Source organism: Staphylococcus pettenkoferi, from assembly GCF_002902685.1.
Lineage (GTDB): Bacteria > Bacillota > Bacilli > Staphylococcales > Staphylococcaceae > Staphylococcus > Staphylococcus pettenkoferi.
Genome location: NZ_PPRN01000006.1, coordinates 1 through 19,280 on the forward strand (window position 1 = coordinate 1; position 19,280 = coordinate 19,280).

The 19,280-nt window shown below is 38.2% G+C and carries 16 protein-coding genes and 1 pseudogene; 6 read left to right on the top strand and 11 right to left on the bottom strand.

Going from position 1 to position 19,280, the window contains the following annotated elements:
* Positions 1-481 precede the first annotated feature (481 nt).
* Both CD126_RS01090 and ltaA read left to right on the top strand, forming a co-directional pair.
* Positions 482-1,657 (top strand): diglucosyl diacylglycerol synthase, encoded by a 1,176-nt coding sequence (locus CD126_RS01090; protein WP_049406726.1) that lies wholly within the window; start codon positions 482-484, stop codon positions 1,655-1,657.
* Positions 1,635-2,819 carry a lipoteichoic acid biosynthesis MFS flippase LtaA gene (gene ltaA / locus CD126_RS01095; RefSeq protein ID WP_049406721.1) on the top strand — a complete coding sequence of 395 codons (1,185 nt, stop codon included), beginning with the start codon at positions 1,635-1,637 and terminating at the stop codon, positions 2,817-2,819. Before CD126_RS01090 ends, ltaA begins: the two co-directional genes overlap by 23 nt.
* 83 nt (positions 2,820-2,902) lie before the next feature.
* Here ltaA and CD126_RS01100 read toward each other — a convergent pair whose 3' ends face one another.
* The 3 genes and pseudogenes from CD126_RS01100 to CD126_RS01110 all read right to left on the bottom strand — a co-directional run bounded on the left by CD126_RS01100 (position 2,903) and on the right by CD126_RS01110 (position 5,932).
* On the bottom strand, positions 2,903-3,415 hold the full coding sequence (locus CD126_RS01100) for a 2'-5' RNA ligase family protein (protein WP_002472217.1): 513 nt from the start codon (positions 3,413-3,415) through the stop codon (positions 2,903-2,905).
* Positions 3,416-3,506: 91 nt separating this feature from the next.
* On the bottom strand, positions 3,507-4,253 hold the full coding sequence (locus tag CD126_RS01105) for an esterase family protein (RefSeq protein ID WP_049406718.1): 747 nt from the start codon (positions 4,251-4,253) through the stop codon (positions 3,507-3,509).
* Between the two features lie 87 nt (positions 4,254-4,340).
* Positions 4,341-5,932: pseudogene (locus CD126_RS01110) on the bottom strand (alanine/glycine:cation symporter family protein).
* 411 nt (positions 5,933-6,343) lie between these two features.
* On the opposite strand from CD126_RS01110, the gene cozEa reads away from it, so the two are divergent.
* Positions 6,344-7,429 carry a lipoteichoic acid biosynthesis protein CozEa gene (gene cozEa, locus CD126_RS01115; RefSeq protein ID WP_049406713.1) on the top strand — a complete coding sequence of 362 codons (1,086 nt, stop codon included), beginning with the start codon at positions 6,344-6,346 and terminating at the stop codon, positions 7,427-7,429.
* Between the two features lie 231 nt (positions 7,430-7,660).
* Here the strand turns inward: cozEa and fabI are convergent, their stop codons facing one another.
* The 7 genes from fabI to CD126_RS01150 form a co-directional block, all read right to left on the bottom strand.
* On the bottom strand, positions 7,661-8,431 hold the full coding sequence (gene fabI / locus CD126_RS01120) for an enoyl-ACP reductase FabI (RefSeq protein ID WP_049406709.1): 771 nt from the start codon (positions 8,429-8,431) through the stop codon (positions 7,661-7,663).
* 298 nt (positions 8,432-8,729) lie between these two features.
* Positions 8,730-10,568, bottom strand: coding sequence for a monovalent cation:proton antiporter family protein (locus CD126_RS01125; RefSeq protein ID WP_049406707.1), 1,839 nt, complete (start codon positions 10,566-10,568; stop codon positions 8,730-8,732).
* Between the two features lie 9 nt (positions 10,569-10,577).
* Positions 10,578-11,963, bottom strand: coding sequence for a magnesium transporter (gene mgtE / locus CD126_RS01130; protein WP_049406705.1), 1,386 nt, complete (start codon positions 11,961-11,963; stop codon positions 10,578-10,580).
* Positions 11,964-11,988: 25 nt separating this feature from the next.
* On the bottom strand, positions 11,989-12,840 hold the full coding sequence (locus CD126_RS01135; RefSeq protein WP_049406702.1) for an RluA family pseudouridine synthase: 852 nt from the start codon (positions 12,838-12,840) through the stop codon (positions 11,989-11,991).
* Entirely contained in the window at positions 12,840-13,649 is an 810-nt protein-coding gene (locus tag CD126_RS01140; protein ID WP_049406699.1) for an NAD kinase, read from the bottom strand. Before CD126_RS01140 ends, CD126_RS01135 begins: the two co-directional genes overlap by 1 nt.
* Before the next feature lie 12 nt (positions 13,650-13,661).
* On the bottom strand, positions 13,662-14,297 hold the full coding sequence (gene yjbM / locus CD126_RS01145; protein WP_049406696.1) for a GTP diphosphokinase: 636 nt from the start codon (positions 14,295-14,297) through the stop codon (positions 13,662-13,664).
* A gap of 30 nt (positions 14,298-14,327) precedes the next feature.
* Positions 14,328-14,675, bottom strand: coding sequence for a UPF0738 family protein (locus tag CD126_RS01150; protein ID WP_002472272.1), 348 nt, complete (start codon positions 14,673-14,675; stop codon positions 14,328-14,330).
* 284 nt (positions 14,676-14,959) lie between these two features.
* Between CD126_RS01150 and CD126_RS01155 the strand changes: the two genes are divergently transcribed.
* The 3 genes from CD126_RS01155 to yjbH all read left to right on the top strand — a co-directional run bounded on the left by CD126_RS01155 (position 14,960) and on the right by yjbH (position 16,853).
* The gene (locus CD126_RS01155; RefSeq protein ID WP_049406692.1) at positions 14,960-15,541 is read left to right on the top strand and encodes a CYTH domain-containing protein; all 582 of its coding nucleotides are present in this window, start codon (positions 14,960-14,962) and stop codon (positions 15,539-15,541) included.
* Positions 15,542-15,676: 135 nt separating this feature from the next.
* A complete protein-coding gene (locus tag CD126_RS01160) occupies positions 15,677-16,048 on the top strand; it encodes a globin domain-containing protein (RefSeq protein ID WP_232620116.1) in 372 nt (123 codons plus the stop codon).
* Positions 16,049-16,064: 16 nt separating this feature from the next.
* Positions 16,065-16,853, top strand: a complete 789-nt coding sequence (gene yjbH, locus CD126_RS01165) for a protease adaptor protein YjbH (RefSeq protein WP_103369902.1) — start codon at positions 16,065-16,067, stop codon at positions 16,851-16,853.
* A gap of 565 nt (positions 16,854-17,418) precedes the next feature.
* Here the strand turns inward: yjbH and pepF are convergent.
* Positions 17,419-19,227 carry an oligoendopeptidase F gene (gene pepF, locus CD126_RS01170; protein WP_049406687.1) on the bottom strand — a complete coding sequence of 603 codons (1,809 nt, stop codon included), beginning with the start codon at positions 19,225-19,227 and terminating at the stop codon, positions 17,419-17,421.
* Between the last annotated feature and the right edge of the window lie 53 nt (positions 19,228-19,280).

Genomic DNA, 19,280 nt, shown 5'->3' on the forward strand with positions numbered 1-19,280 from the left:
GCTTAATAAACACAATAAGGCACCATACTGCTTCAATCTGAACTGACGTTAAGGTAAGATTAATTTACTTTAAATATTTATATAAAAGACATATAAATCAAAGAAAAATGTAAAGATTCATGATATGCTAATTGCATAATTAATCTTTATCATTAATTACATCTTTACCATTTACAACTCTAGTATGTTAGTCACTCTCGACAATCTTCGTCGTGACTATTCTAGTCGCTATTATTCAACAGAGTTCACCCACGATGTTCATCATATTTGTATCGATTATAGTATGACTGATTCCACATAGGGTTGTAAAATGATATAATGTAATGAACTGTATAATTTGAAGTTTATAAAAAGAGCTGAATAAGCTTTGATTAATGATGAAACAAATAGAGCATTCACAAGGGTTTGGACTCTTTTATACGCCATGTAAATGCGTTACACTAACTTTGAGTTAAATTTGACTACTGGAGGGTGCCTCGTTATGGTGACTCAAACTAAAAAGATATTGATACTTACTGGTTCTTTTGGTAATGGTCATTTGCAAGTGACACAAAGTATAGTTAATCAGTTTCAGAAGATGGATTTAGATAATCTCGAAATTATCGAGCATGATTTATTTATGGAAGCACATCCCATCGTGACGACCATTTGTAAAAAATGGTATATCAATAGTTTCAAATACTTCCGTAATACTTATAAACAATTCTATTACAGTCGCCCGGACAAATTAGATAAATGTTTCTATAAATATTATGGTTTAAATAAATTGCTCAACTTATTGATGAGAGAGAAACCTGACCTTATATTACTTACTTTCCCTACACCAGTAATGTCAGTATTAACTGAACAATTTAATATGAATATACCAGTGGCTACCGTTATGACAGATTACCGTCTACATAAGAACTGGATTACACCACATTCCGAGCGCTATTACCTTGCCACTGAAGATACGAAGAAAGAGTTTGAGTCAATTGGTATCCCTAGCAACGCAATAAAAGTAACTGGTATTCCAATTGCTGACAAGTTTGAAGAAGATATTGATCAAGCACAGTGGTTAGCACATAATCAACTCAACCCTGACAAGCCAACTATTCTGATGTCTGCGGGTGCGTTCGGAGTTTCTAAAGGCTTTGATGAAATGATTACTTCAATACTCGAACGTAGCCCCCATTCTCAAATCGTGATGATTTGCGGTAAGAGCAAAGAGCTGAAACGTTCCTTGTCAGCCAAATTTAAGTATCACGACAATGTCTTGATACTTGGTTATACCAACTATATGAATGAATGGATGGCTTCTAGTCAACTCATGATAACGAAACCAGGCGGTATCACAATTTCTGAGGCATTAACCCGTAAGATTCCGATGGTCTTCTTAAATCCGGCGCCAGGTCAAGAATTAGAGAATGCGATTTATTTTCAAGACAAAGGATTCGGTCGCATTGCAAACACACCAGAAGAAGCTATTGACGTCGTTTCTAGTCTAACGAATCATCCAGAAGCTTTAGCTCACATGACTGAAGCCATGCATAAAGCGAAAGTGCCTTATTCAACATATAAATTATGTAGAGATTTACTGGATTTATTAAATCAGTCAGCACAATATCAAGAAATGTATGGAAAGGTTCCGTTATATGCAAAGTTCCTCCTTAAATAAGCAAAGTATCAGTAAAAACTTTATAATCATGTTGTTAATCCTATTTTTAATGGAATTTGCGCGAGGCATGTACATTCTCGGCTATCTTTCGATGTTACCTACAGCGACTTCTGTTGCCGTAGGAATCACATCGTTAGCCGTCTCTGTACACTTTATTTCAGATGCCGTGACAAACTTCGTAATAGGATTTATACTCAAGCGTTTAGGTACCAAAGTTGTACTTACATTAGGCTTTCTATTGGCTTTCGGAAGTTTATTCTTAGTCATTTGGTTTCCAACACATCCAGCTGTACTGATACTTAGTGCAATCTTACTTGGCGTAGCTGTGAGCCCAATTTGGGTCATCATGCTGGCTAGTGTAGACGATCGACAACGCGGTAAGCAAATGGGATATGTGTACTTTGCGTGGTTATTAGGTTTACTCGTCGGTTGGATAGGCATGAATCTCGTCTTTAAATTCAGCCCGACCCGTTTCACCTTCCTAATGGCCCTCGTGGTTCTTCTCGCGTGGATTATGTATTACTTTGTGAAAATTCGTCTAACTAACTACGATACACGCCCAGTCAAAGCACAATTAGTTCAAATTGTAGATGTGATGAAACGCCACCTCATATTATTTCCAGGGATATTATTACAAGGGACAGCCATCTCAGCATTACTCCCTATCTTACCTACATATGCCAAGCAAACTGTCGGCGTTTCTACTGTAGAGTACACGTTAACTTTAATCATCGGAGGCATCGGTTGTACGATATCCATGCTCTTCTTGTCTAAGATGATAGATAATAATAGTAGACAATTTATGCATAGCATCGTCTTCGGTGGTTTCGTTCTTTACATGATACTTATCTTCTCCCTCACCTTGATTACTAACATTTACATTGTGTGGGGCTTAGCACTTATTATCGGATTGATGTACGGGGTTCTACTTCCTGCTTGGAATACATTTATGGCCGGCTATATCAATCCTAAAGAACAAGAAGAAACTTGGGGTGTGTTCAATAGTGTGCAAGGTTTCGGTGCAATGCTTGGTCCACTCCCTGGTGGATTGATTGCTCAATTTACAGGTAGTGAAATTAATACATTTTATTTCTCAGCTGCCGTATACCTCTTCTTGGCATTATTCTACGGCATCTACTTTTTACGATTACGTAAGCATTAGAAAAAGCGAGTGAAAGCATGGTGATTCATCACCCTTTCACTCGCTCTTCTAATCTGTATACATGCTTAGCTTAATACTATTGATTAACCTTCTAACGGATATGTTTCAACAACTTCCCACTTATCTTCGTCATGGTTGTATTTTAATAAAGTAAGCTCATTGATTGTTTCTTTATGATCCACACCAGCTAATTTCATTTGTCCGTAGATATCTTCAAATTCTTGGCTTGTTAAGTCTTGTGCGATAGTAAAATGAGGAACAAATGGATGTTCAGCTGTTCCGTAGAATTTCTCAGTGTTGAATGAATCAAATAATGATTGTAAAGCATCCGTATTTTCTACTTTAAAGTAAATAACATTTTTCGTCGGCGCAAAGCTTGAAGCTTTTGTCGCTTGAATATCCGCTGCTGGTATACCTTGAATACGTTGTTTAATTTCATCTTTAACAGAATCAAAGTCTTTATCATCAATTTCAAATGCGCTTTTAATCGTTAAATGAGGTTTAATCATTGCATAATGTGAATCATAACGTTTACGGTATGCATTCACCTCATCTTGGAAGTCTTTTGACGGAATTAATGTTAATCCTAATATCATTGAAATTCCTCCTTTGTTTCTCTTACTTTTCATTATATCAAAATTCTGAAAAAAGCGTTACTTATAACTAATGTATTCTTACTGTAATGATTTAAAACGAAATATCATCAGATAAATAATAAATTAGAAGTTCTTCTAATAAACCTTGCCATGATTTCCAGCGATGTCCACCATCAAATTCCTGATATTGCGTGGTTACATTGTTTTGCACGAGCAGTTCATGAAGTTCTCTATTCGGTGTTAAAAAGTCTGCTTCTTCACCTGTAGTCGGTAGATTGAATCGTTCCTCTTCTAAACCAACTACGTGCCAAATATTGAGTAGTTCCTTAAATTGACAGCGTTCAATTAATTGGTCCATCGGTTGCGCAAATTGTGGACTCAAAACACCGACTTGACTAAAGATCCTCGGATAAGAGAAAGCAGTCATCAGAGCAATACTACCAGCTAAACTGTCTCCAAACAGTATGCGACTGTTTCCTACTTTGAACGTCGAGAACGTCTGATCAATATACGGAAGAATTTCCTGTGTTACCGCTTTAACTGTTTGCGGTGCTTTACTGCCTTGAGGATGAAATTCTTTACGTCGTTCATCTACTGTTTCATAGTGAAAGCCAACGAAGATTGCTTTTTCTACTTTATCGGCTTCTCGTAATTTTTCATATTTGCGATGTAATTGACCAAAGCTAAAGAAATCACGGCCATCAAAGCAAATAATCACTTTATGTTTAAATAATTCGGTATAGTCTTTGGGTAAGTAAATAGATAATTTGATTGAACGTCCAAGTGCTTCACTTGGAAAGTCGATTGTCGTAATCTTACCCGGTTGAAATTCGGTCATTCTTAACACGCTCCCTCAATACTCCTATCGTTATTGTACCAAGAGACGTGTGAATTTGAAATATGCACGTTTGCCATTCAAGAGGCGTTACATCTTATCATAATCGTCGATGTTGATGTTCGTTTCTTTACGGATACGTTCTGGATAGTCTTTTAACCAGAAATCCGCATTAGGTACTTCACGAGGATCAGGACGATAAATCGCATAACGACCAGAACCTAAGCGTTTCTTCTGCATCTCGTAGTCTTTCAGTGCATTCAGTGCTTTGCGATGAAGTATCCAAATCGCCACGATGTTGAGCCAGGCCATCATACCTACACCCAGGTCACCCATGCTCCAAGCGACATCTGCAGTCTTGACAGCACCATAGATGGTCGCGAGTATTAAGAGTATCCGTGTGATGTTCACCCATAATTTCGTCGTGCGTGCTGAAGCATGACGCGTTAAATATGAGATGTTGGTCTCTGTTGTATAGTAATATGACAGAATCGTTGTAAAGGCGAAGAAGAACAACGCAATCGCAATGAAGTAAGAACCAAATCCTGAGAATAAAGGATCAAAATGATAATGACTTCCTTGAAACGCTTTATCAATACCGGCTTGTGCATACATTGCTGTACCAGAATAGTCTTTATCGCCATTAGCAGTCTGCACGAATATACCATGATCTTTAATTAAATGCGGTTTGCCGTGCGCGTCATTTCCTCCATCTGTCACGTTATAAGTGCCTGAAATTAGAATGATAAGCGCCGTTGCTGTACATACGAATAATGTATCTACGTAGACTGAGAACGCTTGTACAAGCCCCTGCTTAGCTGGATGAGATACTTCGGCTGCTGCAGCTGCGTGAGGTCCAGTACCTTGTCCTGCTTCGTTTGAGTACAATCCTCTTTTAACACCGATATCAATCATAGCACCAAAGATACCACCAAATGCTGATTCCATACCGAAAGCTGATTTGAAGATGAGTGAGAACAAGGCAGGAACTTGATCGATATTTATGATAATAATGATGACTGCCATAATAATATAGGCAACTGCCATGAACGGCACACAAGCTGTCGCAACCTTCGCGATAGATTTAATTCCGCCAAAGATAATCAATGCTAGTAGGATTGCTAAACCTATCCTGCCACCCTCGGATTGACGTTAAAGGCATTCGTCATTGAGCTCGCAATCGCATTGGACTGAACACCAGGAAGTAACAATCCTACCGATATAACCGTCACTACCGCAAAGATGAGCCCGTAAATCTTACCTGTACGTCCTTTAATACCTCTCTCAATGTAAAAGGCTGGACCTCCTCGGTATTCCCCTTTCGTTTCACGTTTGTAAATCTGACCTAAAGTCGATTCAATAAAGGAACTACTCGCACCTAGAAATGCTGTGACCCACATCCAGAAGACTGCACCAGGTCCACCAATAAAGATAGCAGTAGATACCCCTACGATATTCCCAGTTCCTACTCGACCTGCAAGCGATAATGCGATCGCTTGGAAACTCGAAATACCTGTAGGTGATTTCTCCCCTTGAAACATGAGTCGAATCATTTCTTTAAAATGACATACTTGTAAAAATCTTGTGAATAATGAGAATATAATACCGGTTAGTAGCAATAGAATTACTAACGGTTTACTCCACACAACATCGTTTAACCATGATACAACATGTTCTAACATATGTACCATCCCCCTTTTTTACTTGTTGCGCAAATGGTTATGTTTTTAAAGATTATACACTTTAAAAAATTACCATTCAACTTATATTCTTTTTATACTAGATGAAAAACTTCACTAAACGCTGTACCTATCCCATTTAACCAGAAATAAAATTTTTTACACAATAGGACAATAATGGACAAATTTTCACGCAGATTGCTGAAAATACCAAAAGCCTTCAGGAAAGTACAAAGAATTTTTCTCTCTCAGACTTTTAAAAGGTAAAGAAGTGGGAAATAAAGTAAATAGTTGTACCAGTGTATTCAATAGCGCAAAATTTACATACATGCGTAATTTGTACTTTAGTATCACTGGTGAATAAGCTATACTTAGTAGTATCGTATTTAAAGATTAATAGGAGGAAGCTAGCCAATGTTAAATAAAGTTTGGTTTAGAACAGGGATCGCGCTGATCATCTTGTTCGTCTTAATTAAATTGGTTATGGAAGTACATCAAATATTCACTCCTTTCATAATTATTATCCAAGCCGTCTTACTTCCATTCTTACTTAGTGGCTTTCTATTCTACATATGTTTGCCATTTCAAAAGCTATTGGAAAAATACAAAGTGCCAAGATGGGGTAGCATACTGATTATCTTCATCGTCTTGATTGCACTTATCGCGTTAGTGATTGGCGTTGTAGGTCCACTCATTGTAGCTCAAGTGGAAAACCTTATCTCGCAAATTCCAACACTTCAACGTGAGGCACAAGACATCATTCACTTTGCACTTAACCAGAAAGACCGTCTACCTGACGATGTGACGAACCGTATTAATAATGTAGTCAAATCAGCAGGTGATAGTGTTACAGATATCTTATCTAACTCTATCAGCTATATTACGTCATTTATCTCTACATTATTCTTACTCATCATGGTGCCATTCTTCTTAATCTTTATGTTGAAAGACCATGAACGTTTTATCCCGTTCATCGCACGCCTATTCAAAGGCGAAAGAAAGGTTTTTGTTGTTAACTTACTTAAAGATTTAGATCATACACTTAAATCTTACATTCAAGGACAAGTGTTAGTCAGTATCATTCTCGGTATCATGTTATATATTGGTTACACAATTATCGGCTTACGTTACACACTTTTACTTGTTATGTTCGCCAGTGTGGCACACCTCATCCCATTCCTTGGGCCATGGATGTCATTTATACCAGCAGCGATCATCGGTATCATCCAAAGTCCAGTCACATTCATTTGGGTCTGTGTCATTACGTTAGTCGCACAACAAGTTGAAAGTAACGTTGTCACTCCAAACGTGATGGGTAAATCATTAAGCATCCATCCACTTACAATCATCGTCGTGATCTTAGCTTCAGGTGAACTTGGTGGATTTGGTCTCATTATCGTAGCGGTACCACTTTACGCAGTGATTAAGACTGTAGTTAAAAATGTCTTCAAGTACCGTCAACATATTCTTGAAAAAGCAAATAGTGATGTTAAAGACTAAAGTGGTATTTTAAATCGTTAATATCCTTTAACAACTTCTATTAGGGTTCGAAGAGATATTCATCTTCGTACCCCTTTCTTATGAGAATGGTTATAAATTTCTCCTAGGCCCTCTCCTCTCTTTCACTTGCATCAACTTTCTTTTCTCATCCATGCATACGTAACTTATTTTATTCATTGAAAAAGGCAGATGCCCTACGACACCTGCCTCTATATCATCATTCTATTTACCTTATTTGATTGCGTGGAAACCTGCATCCACGTGGATGTTTTCACCAGTCACACCGCTTGATAAATCACCGAGTAAGAATGCTGCAGTCTTACCTACTTCTTCTTGATCAACATTACGTTGTAATGGAGCACGTTCTTCAATTTCTTTCAAGATGGCGTTGAAACCGCCCACGCCTTTCGCACTTAGTGTACGGATAGGTCCTGCAGAGATTGAGTTCACTCGAATGTTATCTGCACCTAAATCAGCTGCTAGGTAACGTACATTCGCTTCTAAGCTGGCTTTTGCAACACCCATTACGTTGTAGTTAGGAACTGCATATTCGCCACCAATGTATGTTGTAGCGACGATGCTGCCGCCTTCTGGCATTAATTTACTTGCTTCTTTAGCTACAATTGTTAAAGAATAAGAACTGATGTCTTGAGCGAGTAAGAAACCATCACGTGATGTATCAGAGAAACGACCTCTTAATTCTTCAACATTTGCGAATGCGATAGAGTGATAAACACCGTCAATATTTCCTACTTCTTGACCGATTTTTTCGAAACCGTTCACGACATCTTCATCTTTTTGAACATCGATTTGGTAAAAGTGTTTGTCTGATTGATTTAAGTCGTCCACTAATTTCTCAAGTTGTTTCAAACTACGTTCTTTACGATAAGTGAATACAAGTTTTGCACCTAATTGGTCAAGCACTTTAGCTACACCAAAACCAATACTACGTTTGTTAGCAATTCCCATAATTACAAACGTCTTACCTTCTAAACTAAACATATGATTAACTCCTTTAACTTTATTCATAACATTTCATTCGTTCAGCCAGTTACTTCGATGAGCATCATTTCTACAACTCTCATCAATTTATCGCGTAACTGTTACAATTTTTAAATTGTTAACACCTTTATTCTAACATTGTCATCTTTAATTAAACAATTGTAAGCGCAGGTGTTTCAAACGGTCTACGTTTTCACAATTACTAATGACATTTACGAGATGCACTTTATTAATGGATTCACGTCCATCACGCAAACATTCCTAACCTCATTTTACTCAACGAAATCACGTAAAACTATTAAAACTCGAGCTCACGTTTCAGCTCATCTACGTACTCTTTCGCACCAGTAACGATGACGCGGTCACGGTAACGTAATTGTGTATCACCGTGCGGCACGATCGACTCATTGTTTCTAATAATACGTACGAAAATGACATCCCCACCAAATGGGAAGTTACGCAATTGAATGCCCTCGTATTTATGGTTGAGCATAGCAATCTCGTAAAGTGATGTTTCGACATTGCTGAGGAGATTAAGCATGTTCGGCGTCTCGATAAGTCCTTTGAGCAAGATCTTGTTACTCGTAAAGCTGCTGAAGATTTCAATACCTTCCGCACGCAATTCTTGATCATCGGAACTTGACTCTAGACGACAAATCACGCGCTTAATGCCTCGCTCTTTCGCCATCAAGGCAACCTTTCTGTTAATGTCATCGTCATTCGTTGAACAAACGATGATATCTTTCTCGAATAGACCGAGTCGTTCTAACATCGTCGCTTCGTAATCCGCAATTTCGATAATCGTAATATCATCAGATAAGCGTCTATTGTCACTTAAATCATTACGATAATACAACGATACTTTATAAAGTTCTGACGAGAGGTTCTGAGCGATCGGAATCGTGAGTTGGTTCTTACCAATCATGCTCACTTCGATGCGACGATTACTTTCATCAGGCACTGGGAAGATCTTTTTAAACACAATCGGCACAAACACGCAGGTGATGACGGCACTTAAGATGAGAATGCCGGATATGTCTGCCGAAATCGTACCCAACTGTTCTGCAATCTTTGCTGCGGCAATCACTAATGACAATGTCGATGTGAGTAAAAATGCTGACGCTATCGTCGTACGCTGATCAAACCATCGACGTATGTACATCACCGGGAAGATCTTCGACGCTAAAAACGCAACAATCAGTACCGGAATAATAATGAGTACTGAAGGTTCCTTGATCAAGGAAGGAATATTCAAGTCGACCCCTACCATGATGAAGAAGATTGGTATAAAGAATCCGTAACCAAAGGAATCCAATTTCTCTACCATATCTTCATCAGGTCCTAGAAGTGAGACGATGACTCCGGCTAAAAATGCGCCGAGAATATTCTCTGCACCCACACCTTCAGCAAGTGCGACGAGAAGTAAGATTAAGGCAAAGACAGCACGTATACCTATTTGTGTCGTTCCATCCATTAATTTGCGTAGGAAAGTCACCTTCTTAAGCTTCACACCTAGTATGTAAAAGATGATGGCAGCCACTACAAGAATCAATGTTAACCAAAGCGGCACGTTACTTTGAGAATTGAGCGCACCATATGCGGTTAACAGAATCATCGTAATCAAATCGGCCAAGACAGCAACTAATAAGATAAACTGACCAATTGTGGTACGCATGACGTTCATTTCCTTTAATGTCGGCACGACCACACCTAAAGAAATTGTCGAAATAATAATGACCATCAATAAGACGTCATCAATTAAACCAAACCATTTGAACATGTATGCGAAGACGATGGAGATAATCATGATTAATGCAAACACAGTAATCGCCATCTGGAAGTGACCAGGCGTCTTATTCTCACCTTGCTCTTCCTTCGCTTTAGTTCGTGGATCCTTTCTAAAGGTCTTAAAGTCAATTTCCAGTCCACTTAAGAACATGAGAAAGATAAAGCCTAAAGTGGACAAAATATTAAGCATGGCATCCTTTTCTACTAAATTGAGAAAAGAATGCCCGATGATAATACCCATGAGTACTTCTGCAACTACTACAGGGATGAAATTTAAATTCAGTCTATTAACGAGTATCGGTGTGAGGAAAGCAGCAAGGACAACTACAACAAGAGATACAAATTCCATAGTTCCTCCTTAGATTAAATAGCTCATTAATGTAGTAGCTAGGCCGAAATAAATCAACATACTGATAATGTCGTTGATTGTCGTGATAAACGGACCACTTGCTACAGCTGGATCAATTTTGAGTTTATTCATAATTAATGGAATCACTGCACCCATTAATGTACCGACTGTCATCGCTGCAGTTAAACTACCGCCGACAATCGTTGCGAGAATAGGCTGACGATGTAGCACGATAATACAAATTATCAATAAGATACCACAAACGACACCACTGATTAAACCGCTACCCGCTTCTCTCAATGCAACTAAGAACTTACTCTGTTCATTGATTTCGCCTGTAGATATTTTACGCACAGATACGGCAAGGGATTGTGTTCCTGAGTTACCGGACATCCCACTAATAATCGGGATAAAGGCACCGAGTAACGCGACTTTGGATAGCGTATCCTCAAATGAACCAATGAGCGTAGCAGTAATCATACTTAAGAAAGTCAGTGTAATCAGCCACGGGAGCCTTTTACCTGCAGTCTTAAATACCGAATCGTGCTTAGCGTTAACGTCAGATACACCGGCTAAACGAGAGTAGTCTTCGCTTGCCTCTTCGTCTATAACGTCTAAGATATCATCGATAGTGATAATACCAAGCAAGTGATCTTGGTAATCGACTACCGGCATCGCGATAAAGTCATAGTCACGCATCTTCTGAGCAACGTCTTCTTGGTCGTCCGCGACATTCGCACTCACGACACGCTCGCTCATCACGTCTTCAATGTAAGCGTCATTCTCAGCTACGATCAAATCACGTAACGAGAGCACGCCGACCAACTGCTTGTGATCGTTTACCGCAAAGATGACATAGATGGTCTCTGCGTCAGGCGCTTGCTCTTTAACGTGCATCAAGGCCTCTTTCACAGGTGTCGTCACTTTCAAGGAAATATATTCCGTAGTCATGATACCGCCGGCAGTATCTTCTTCGTAATGAAGCAAGGCTTTGATTTCTTTCGCATCTTCTTTATTCATTAAAGTGAGCATGCTAGCGATTTTCTGTTTAGAAAGCTGATTCATGATATCGACAGCGTTGTCGGAAGACATGTTCTCTAACACTTTACTTGCATAGTTGGCATTCATCGTATCAAATAGAGGATCGTATTCTTCCTCTTCAAATTCGAGTTGTTCAAAGAAATCAGCAACTTCTTCAGGAGATAACACTTCGAAGATACGCTGCCTAATCTCGTCATCACTATCCTCGAAGTATTCACTCTGTTCGTATGTATGCATGCCGAGGAATTCATCTCTAAATGCATCAATATCATTATCAAGTAAATGCTGATCTAACAGAGATTTATTATAAACTTCTTCCTCATCAATATATTTATTATCGCGTTCGTTCGCCACAATACTCACCTCCGAATCACCACTATTATACCATATTAAATATTGTTTCTATTGAGTGGTAATTATCTTTAATTTCTATTTTTTTAGTCGTTATTGGATGTTGAAAATGCACACAAACACATCTTAGTAATTGGGTTGAATATTTAGGGTGCACTTCGCCATATAATGAGTCACCTACGATAGGGTGATTGATATGTGCGAAATGTACTCTCAACTGATGTGTTCGCCCTGTGATAAGCTGAGCTTCACACAAACTATAGTTCTCGGTCTTCTGTAGCGTTTCATATTGAGTTAAAGCGCGCTTACCTTCAGCACACACTTGTCGTTCAATAATACTATTCTTGCGTCGACCAATAGGGGCATCAATGCGTTCTTGTGAAGGCGTTTGTCCCTCACAGACGGCTAAATACCACTTCTTCAAGTGACAAGAAGACATAAGGTGATGGATAAAACCATGTTTAGCAAAGATTACTATTCCTAAAGTGTTACGGTCTAACCGTGTCACAATATGAGGTACCGTTCCATCTGTAGCTTGTAAGTACCCTAACACCTGTTCAATCAAACTGCCATGTGGATGTTCTCTCGACGGCGCACAGTTTTGATGTGCTCCTTTTGAAACAATCAGCAGAAATTGATCTTCGTACAGTATCTTTAAATCTTGTTGAAAAGGTTGAAGATAATCACTGTATTGTTCTTCATGCAAGTGCACCTCAACGACATCACCTGGCTGTAACCGCTCTCTCACTGTAACGAAACGATTATTAACAAATAGAGCGCCATTACGTTTAATGGCGCTCAAAGTCTTCTTAGAATAGCGTTGTGCTTGAAGGAACTCACGCAATAATTGCGCAGACTCCACACGATAGCTTAACTTCATCACTCATCTTCCTCACTAGATATAAACGAGTCATGCACACGTTTCCAGAACGGGAAGGGTCTGAAACGCGCAAAACGGATCTTCTCATCAGCTACGCGGAATTGTATCGCATTGACATTCTTGTGACGGATACTAACATGATCAATCGTCGTAAGAATGGTATCGATATTCACAGGTTTAATGAGACAAGTATGATGCTTCGGTAACACGAGAGGTGAACCGACTGTTCTAAAGACTCTATTATTAATAGAAGCAATTTCAGTTAATTGCATCGCTTCAAGAGATGGATGGATGAGTGCGCCACCAAGCGCTTTATTATATGCTGTTGAACCAGAAGGCGTCGATACACAGAGACCGTCCCCTCTGAAACGCTCGAATTGCTTACCTCGAATGTTAACGTCCACTACAAGTGTCGAACCATTTTCAGTCTTCATCGTAGCTTCGTTAAGCGCGAGATGACGGGTTTCATAACCGTTGTCATTATAGCGTACAATCAGCTCGAGTAAAGGGTATTCAATCACTTGAAATTCTGAGTTCGTAATCTCTATGATTAGCTTTTCTACTTCGTGGGGTAACCAGTCAGCGTAAAATCCTAGATGTCCCGTATGTACACCGACAAATGCACATCGCGACAACATATGACTGTATTGATGAAAGGCCTGAAGTAATGTACCATCTCCTCCTACTGAAATCACAATTTCAGGGTTATCTACATCTTCGACCATTTCAAAGTCTTGCATATAATTCATCATCTTATGCTTTAACGCATTAGACTTTGAATCCCCTTTCGATAAGATTGCATAACGCATATTCACACCCCACTACTCATTATCATGCTTTTTTGCTCTTTTTTTCGAATAATATTTCTGCGCTTCTTGAATTTCATCTTTAATCTCTGACATTTCTTCATCAAGCAAATACGCCGCTTCTGCAGCCCTTTCAAGACGATGTTGAATTTCTGGTGGGTAATCCCCATCATACTTATAACGTAGAGTATGCTCGATTGTTGCCCAGAAATTCATCGCTAACGTGCGAATTTGTATTTCAGCTAAGATCTCAGTTCCCCCATTGAGTGTTTCTATAGGGTAACCAATGATGACATGATATGACCGATATCCACTTTGTTTAGTATTATTGATATAATCTCTTTCTTCAACTACACGGAAATCCGTTCTTTGACGTAGTAAATTTACCACGACATCAATATCATCGACAAATTGACACATAATACGCAATCCAGCGATATCGTACATTTCTTCATGTAAACGATCGAACGGGATACGTCGTTTATTCGCTTTATCGATAATACTCGTCATGGGTTTCACACGTCCTGTGACGAATTCGATCGGAGAAGCTTGCTCAGTGACATCGTATTGCTTTCGTAAACCTTTTAACTTTATCTTCAGTTCATCTACAGCTTGCTTATATGGAGCTAGAAACTGATCCCATTGATTCATAATGCTCACTCCGCTTCGTACTACTTATCTTTAATTCAATTCAAATGTTTCTTCTACAGCACTGACAAATTCTTTGCCGTAGTTAGAATTGCCTTCAATATTATCTAATATATAACTTAATTCTTCATCGAAATGTTCAAGTTCTAAGTCGTCGTTAACAATCACTTTCTTACCTTTATTGTTATGTAACATCGACCAAGTCTCTTGAACGAATAGTAAATAAGAATAGGATTGTCCATCGTCAAGAATATAGGCAAAGGCATAGTTATCACTATCGACTAACATTTGCCCCGCTTCAGTTAATCCTTCAGTTGGTTCTTCTGTATAGCAACGAATACTATCATCAGTTATTTTAATCTCATTAACATATATACGCATGCTCTTCCTCCTTATTCGTAAATCATTTTAACATAATTTAATCTTACATAACACGTAACATGTCATGCGTTTACTATAAGATTATAGTGTATGTTTGTTAAGTTAAAATCACTTCACAGTCGCTTTCTAAAGTTAAAAATATTTAATATATCTCCCGATGATACTTTATCCACTCATCAAATAACTATGCTTCAATGATAAGAATATGCTACGCTACATCGCATGAAGCGATTCCTATATAATATGATTAAACGCGAATACACTAACATAGAGGAGTGAAGTTTATGGCTACTAATAATGAAATCGAATTTAAACAGCTACTATCTGAAACGCAATACACACAGCTCAAAGAAGCATACTTTCAACAGGCACCCCCCTTTACACAAACGAATTACTATATAGACACACCTGATTTCGTTCTTAAAGAACATCTATTTGCACTGCGCATTCGCGAGAAAGATGACAGTCTTGAGATGACACTTAAAGTTCCTGCAGAAGTGGGATTACTTGAATACAATTTCGAGACAACGATTCGTCCTGAAATGAATGATGTGCTCGACCCGAGTGATGTACCTCAAGATATCATTGACGAATTGAAGTCAATCGATGCAGATATCGAACGTCTCACTGTTCTGGGCTCTCTTACTACTCAACGTATGGAAGTTCCTTTAGATGAGAATTTATTGGTACTGGACCGAAGTGAATATCTAGATATGACAGATTACGAACTCGAATTTGAAGTTGAGAATCATGATAAAGGTCGCAAAGAATTCGAACGTATATTAAATCAATTTAATATTGATTATCACGAACCAGATAACAAAGTGAAGCGTTTCTTCGATCGCAAATCTGAACTTTTAAATTAGATTCTTGTGAGTCGGGTCGCATATTGTCCTAGTCGGTTAAACCTTGTAACCGCCTAGTCTATGCAGAGTCGAATTACTTCCATATGTAAAAATTCATGTTATATTAGTAGTAGATTAATTAAATTTGGTGAGGTTATGGCACAAACACCCTATAATATTATTGGTCAAGAAGCATTGTATGCAATGATTGATCATTTCTATAGATTGGTCGAACAAGACGACCGAATTAATTATTTATTTCCTGGAGATTTTAAAGAAACGAGCCGAAAACAGAAACAATTTCTCACGCAATTTCTAGGCGGTCCACAACTCTACACAGAAGAACATGGGCATCCGATGTTAAAGATGCGCCACATGAACTTTCACATTTCACCTTACGAACGTGATGCATGGCTTGAAAACATGCATGAAGCGATTCAAACTGCTGACTTTCCTGCAGGCGTAGGTGACTACTTGAATGAACGCCTGAAGTTAACCGCTAATCACATGGTCAATTCCGAAAAATAATTGTAGGTGAAACCACATGACTGGAGAATTAAAAATGTTACAACCGAATAGTCGTGAAGATACGAATCTTTCACCTGTGAGTAAGATAGAGATATACTCATTTTTCGATCCATTTAGCAAAGATTGCTTTAAACTCTCCGCTATACTATCCAAACTCCGTATAGAATATAAGCAATATATACGCGTGAGACATATTCTTAATCCTTCGTTACGCGTCTTAACGAAATGCCAAGCACAAAGTACTTCAGAACTTGATAATATAGCCTTAGCTTATAAAGCAGCCGAACTTCAAGGACGTGTGAGAGCTGAACGCTTTATCCATCTCATCCAGAATGAGATTATTCCGAAGCGCGATATTATCACTGAAGAAATGGTGAACGATTGCATTTGTAATGCAGGATTAGACTACAGTGTATTCAAAGAAGATTTGAAGCACAATAAACTTAAAGAAAGCTTGCAAGTTGATTTGCATATTGCACGAGAAATGGAAATTAATGAGGCACCTTCCCTCGTCTTCTTTAGTGAAGATGTTCATGAAGAAGGATTGAAGGTAGAAGGACTTTATCCATATCATATTTATACTTATATCATTAATGAACTGATGGGCCATTCTATTGAGAAAGAATTGCCACCATCTATTGAAAGATATATCCATTATCAACAATTGGTAACGAAAGAAGAGCTTTTAACGATTTATGAGTGGCCTGAAAAGGTTCTTGATAAAGAGTTGAAAAAGTTAGCGTTACAACAAAAAGTTGAAAAGATGGATTGTTTAGAGGGTAACTTCTGGAAATCAAAGATCTAATTATCGCTAGTTAGTAATAAAAGCCAGATGTCCAAATCGATATATAAAATAAATCGTTAATGTTGGAAAGCCGCTCCATAATGAAAATGGAGTGGTTTTTTATGCCTAACTTTAGTAGAAATGTGGACCCGACCAATCACAGGAGTCACCTTAGAAGTGTCTATGCTCTGAGAGTCACTCTATGACTAAAAGTATTTATTTTCCTCTGACCAGAGAATATCTTAAGTTGTTGCGACGATTGCCATAAGTAACAGAGAAATTTTAGAGTGTAGTCATTTAATCAATACATTAATTCTGTAATTTATTTCCACACGCATGCATATACATCTATGTGAATAAGCAGGATAGCATTTAAAAAAGGATATAAAAAAACGCCGTGTCTGTTATACACGGCGCTAAACAAAGGGGATGGGAGAAATTTTTCACTTCAAACAAAGGGGTATGTTTGTTATGTGATTAATTTCATGTTCGTAATATAACACGCCCCCAACCCCTTTTCAACCTAAAAATTGACTTTCATCGTATTTGTCACAAACTGTTCATATTGTAAGCGAATACAATGAAATTAAGCTTTCATTAGCTTTTCAAAAGCATCTAATTTTTCTTCAAATACCTGACAAGCTTGTTCGATAGGTTCTGGAGTTGTCATATCTACGCCAGCGTTTTTCAGAATTTCAATTGGATAGTTAGAGCTACCTTTTTTCAAGAACTCATTAATATATCTTTCAACTGCAGGTTGACCTTCAGTTAAGATTTGATGACTTAAACTTTGAGCCGCACTGTATCCTGTTGCATATTGATACACGTAATAGTTCATATAGAAATGAGGAATACGTGACCATTCTTTACTAATCGCTTCATCCGTTTCAACTGCATCGCCGAAGTAAGTACGGTTTAATTCTGCATACTCTTGGTTCATGCGTTCAGCAGTTAACGGTTCTCCTGATTCTTCGATTTGATGAATCTTATGCTCAAATTCCGCGAACATTGTTTGACGGAATAGCGTCGCACGGAAACGTTCTAACTCTTGGTTAAGTAAGAGCAAACGACGATCGTCATCTAAGTGTTTATCCATGTAATCACTTAATAAAGCTTCGTTACATGTAGATGCTACTTCTGCTACGAAGATTGTATAGTCACTTGAGTTAGACGGTTGATGTTTACGACTGAAGTAACTATGTGCTGAATGACCAAATTCATGCACAAGCGTATATAAATCTGACACAGTATTAGACCAGTTCAGAAGAATGAATGGATTAGTTAAGTGCGCACCAGAAGAATAACCGCCTGAACGTTTACCTTTATTCTCGTAAACATCGACCCAGCGATTCTCTAATCCTTCTTTAACTACTTCCATATACTCTTCGTCCATAGGTTGAAGCGCTTCTAACATCCATTTCTTCGCTTCTTCATATGGCATTTCAAATTTAACGTCTTTAACGAGTGGCGTATATAGGTCATACATCTTCATGTCGTCAAGGCCAAGTAACTCTTTTCTCAATTGAGTGTAACGGTGTAATAATGGAAGATATTTATGAACAGTTGCAACTAAGTTGTCATAAACTTCTTCAGGAATATGGTTATTACTTAATGCTGCTTCACGTGCAGAGTTATAGTTATGTGTACGTGCATTGAAGACATTTTTCTTCACTTCACCAGCAAGCGTTGAGCTTAACGTGTTATTGTATGCACCATATTTAGCATATAAATTATCATAAGCTGATTGACGTAACGTACGATCATCAGACTCTAAGCACTTGATAAATGTACCTTGTGTTAGAGGATGACGTTGTCCATCGGAGTCTACAGCATCTTCAAATTCTAAATCTGCATTACTAAACATTCCATAGACATTCTCTGGTGTAGATAAGGCATCTTGTGCTTCTGTAAGCAATTTCTCTTTATCCGCACTTAACACGTGTGGACGTTTCTCATTGATGAGTTTCAAGTCAAACTCATAGCGTTGAAGTCCTTCATGTTCTTTAACGAACTGTTCAATCTTCTCTTCATCGATTTGTAAGATTTCTGGAATTAAGAAACTCCAACTTGAGCTAAACTTAATCACGAGTTGATGCGCGCGTGCTTCAAAGCCCGTATATTTACTATTTGCCGTATCTTGGTCTTGCTTTAAGTGCGCATAAACGTAAACTTTCTCAAGTTTTGATACTAGCTCATCTTCAAGTGCTAACGCTTGATACAATGTTTCAGCACTATCGCCGAGATGACCTTTAAACTCTTGTTCTTTACCAATTTGCCCTTCAACTTCTTTAAAAGCTTCTTCAAAAGCTTCGTCGCTTTCAAATATTGTAGTTAGATCCCATGTATATTCTGGATATTTACGTTCTTGTTCTTCTCTCGTTAATTGTTGACTCATAACTGTAAACCTCCTACATATTCATATTAATACAATTTTCTCACGTCACTCTG

Coding starts and splice junctions, on each gene's coding strand:
- CD126_RS01090 (WP_049406726.1), top strand. CDS start 482: ATGGTGACTCAAACTAAAAAGATATTGATACTTACTGGTTCTTTTGGT.
- ltaA (WP_049406721.1), top strand. CDS start 1,635: ATGCAAAGTTCCTCCTTAAATAAGCAAAGTATCAGTAAAAACTTTATA.
- CD126_RS01100 (WP_002472217.1), bottom strand. CDS start 3,415: ATGATATTAGGATTAACATTAATTCCGTCAAAAGACTTCCAAGATGAG.
- CD126_RS01105 (WP_049406718.1), bottom strand. CDS start 4,253: ATGACCGAATTTCAACCGGGTAAGATTACGACAATCGACTTTCCAAGT.
- cozEa (WP_049406713.1), top strand. CDS start 6,344: ATGTTAAATAAAGTTTGGTTTAGAACAGGGATCGCGCTGATCATCTTG.
- fabI (WP_049406709.1), bottom strand. CDS start 8,431: ATGTTTAGTTTAGAAGGTAAGACGTTTGTAATTATGGGAATTGCTAAC.
- CD126_RS01125 (WP_049406707.1), bottom strand. CDS start 10,568: ATGGAATTTGTATCTCTTGTTGTAGTTGTCCTTGCTGCTTTCCTCACA.
- CD126_RS01135 (WP_049406702.1), bottom strand. CDS start 12,840: ATGAAGTTAAGCTATCGTGTGGAGTCTGCGCAATTATTGCGTGAGTTC.
- CD126_RS01140 (WP_049406699.1), bottom strand. CDS start 13,649: ATGCGTTATGCAATCTTATCGAAAGGGGATTCAAAGTCTAATGCGTTA.
- yjbM (WP_049406696.1), bottom strand. CDS start 14,297: ATGAATCAATGGGATCAGTTTCTAGCTCCATATAAGCAAGCTGTAGAT.
- CD126_RS01150 (WP_002472272.1), bottom strand. CDS start 14,675: ATGCGTATATATGTTAATGAGATTAAAATAACTGATGATAGTATTCGT.
- CD126_RS01155 (WP_049406692.1), top strand. CDS start 14,960: ATGGCTACTAATAATGAAATCGAATTTAAACAGCTACTATCTGAAACG.
- CD126_RS01160 (WP_232620116.1), top strand. CDS start 15,677: ATGGCACAAACACCCTATAATATTATTGGTCAAGAAGCATTGTATGCA.
- yjbH (WP_103369902.1), top strand. CDS start 16,065: ATGACTGGAGAATTAAAAATGTTACAACCGAATAGTCGTGAAGATACG.
- pepF (WP_049406687.1), bottom strand. CDS start 19,227: ATGAGTCAACAATTAACGAGAGAAGAACAAGAACGTAAATATCCAGAA.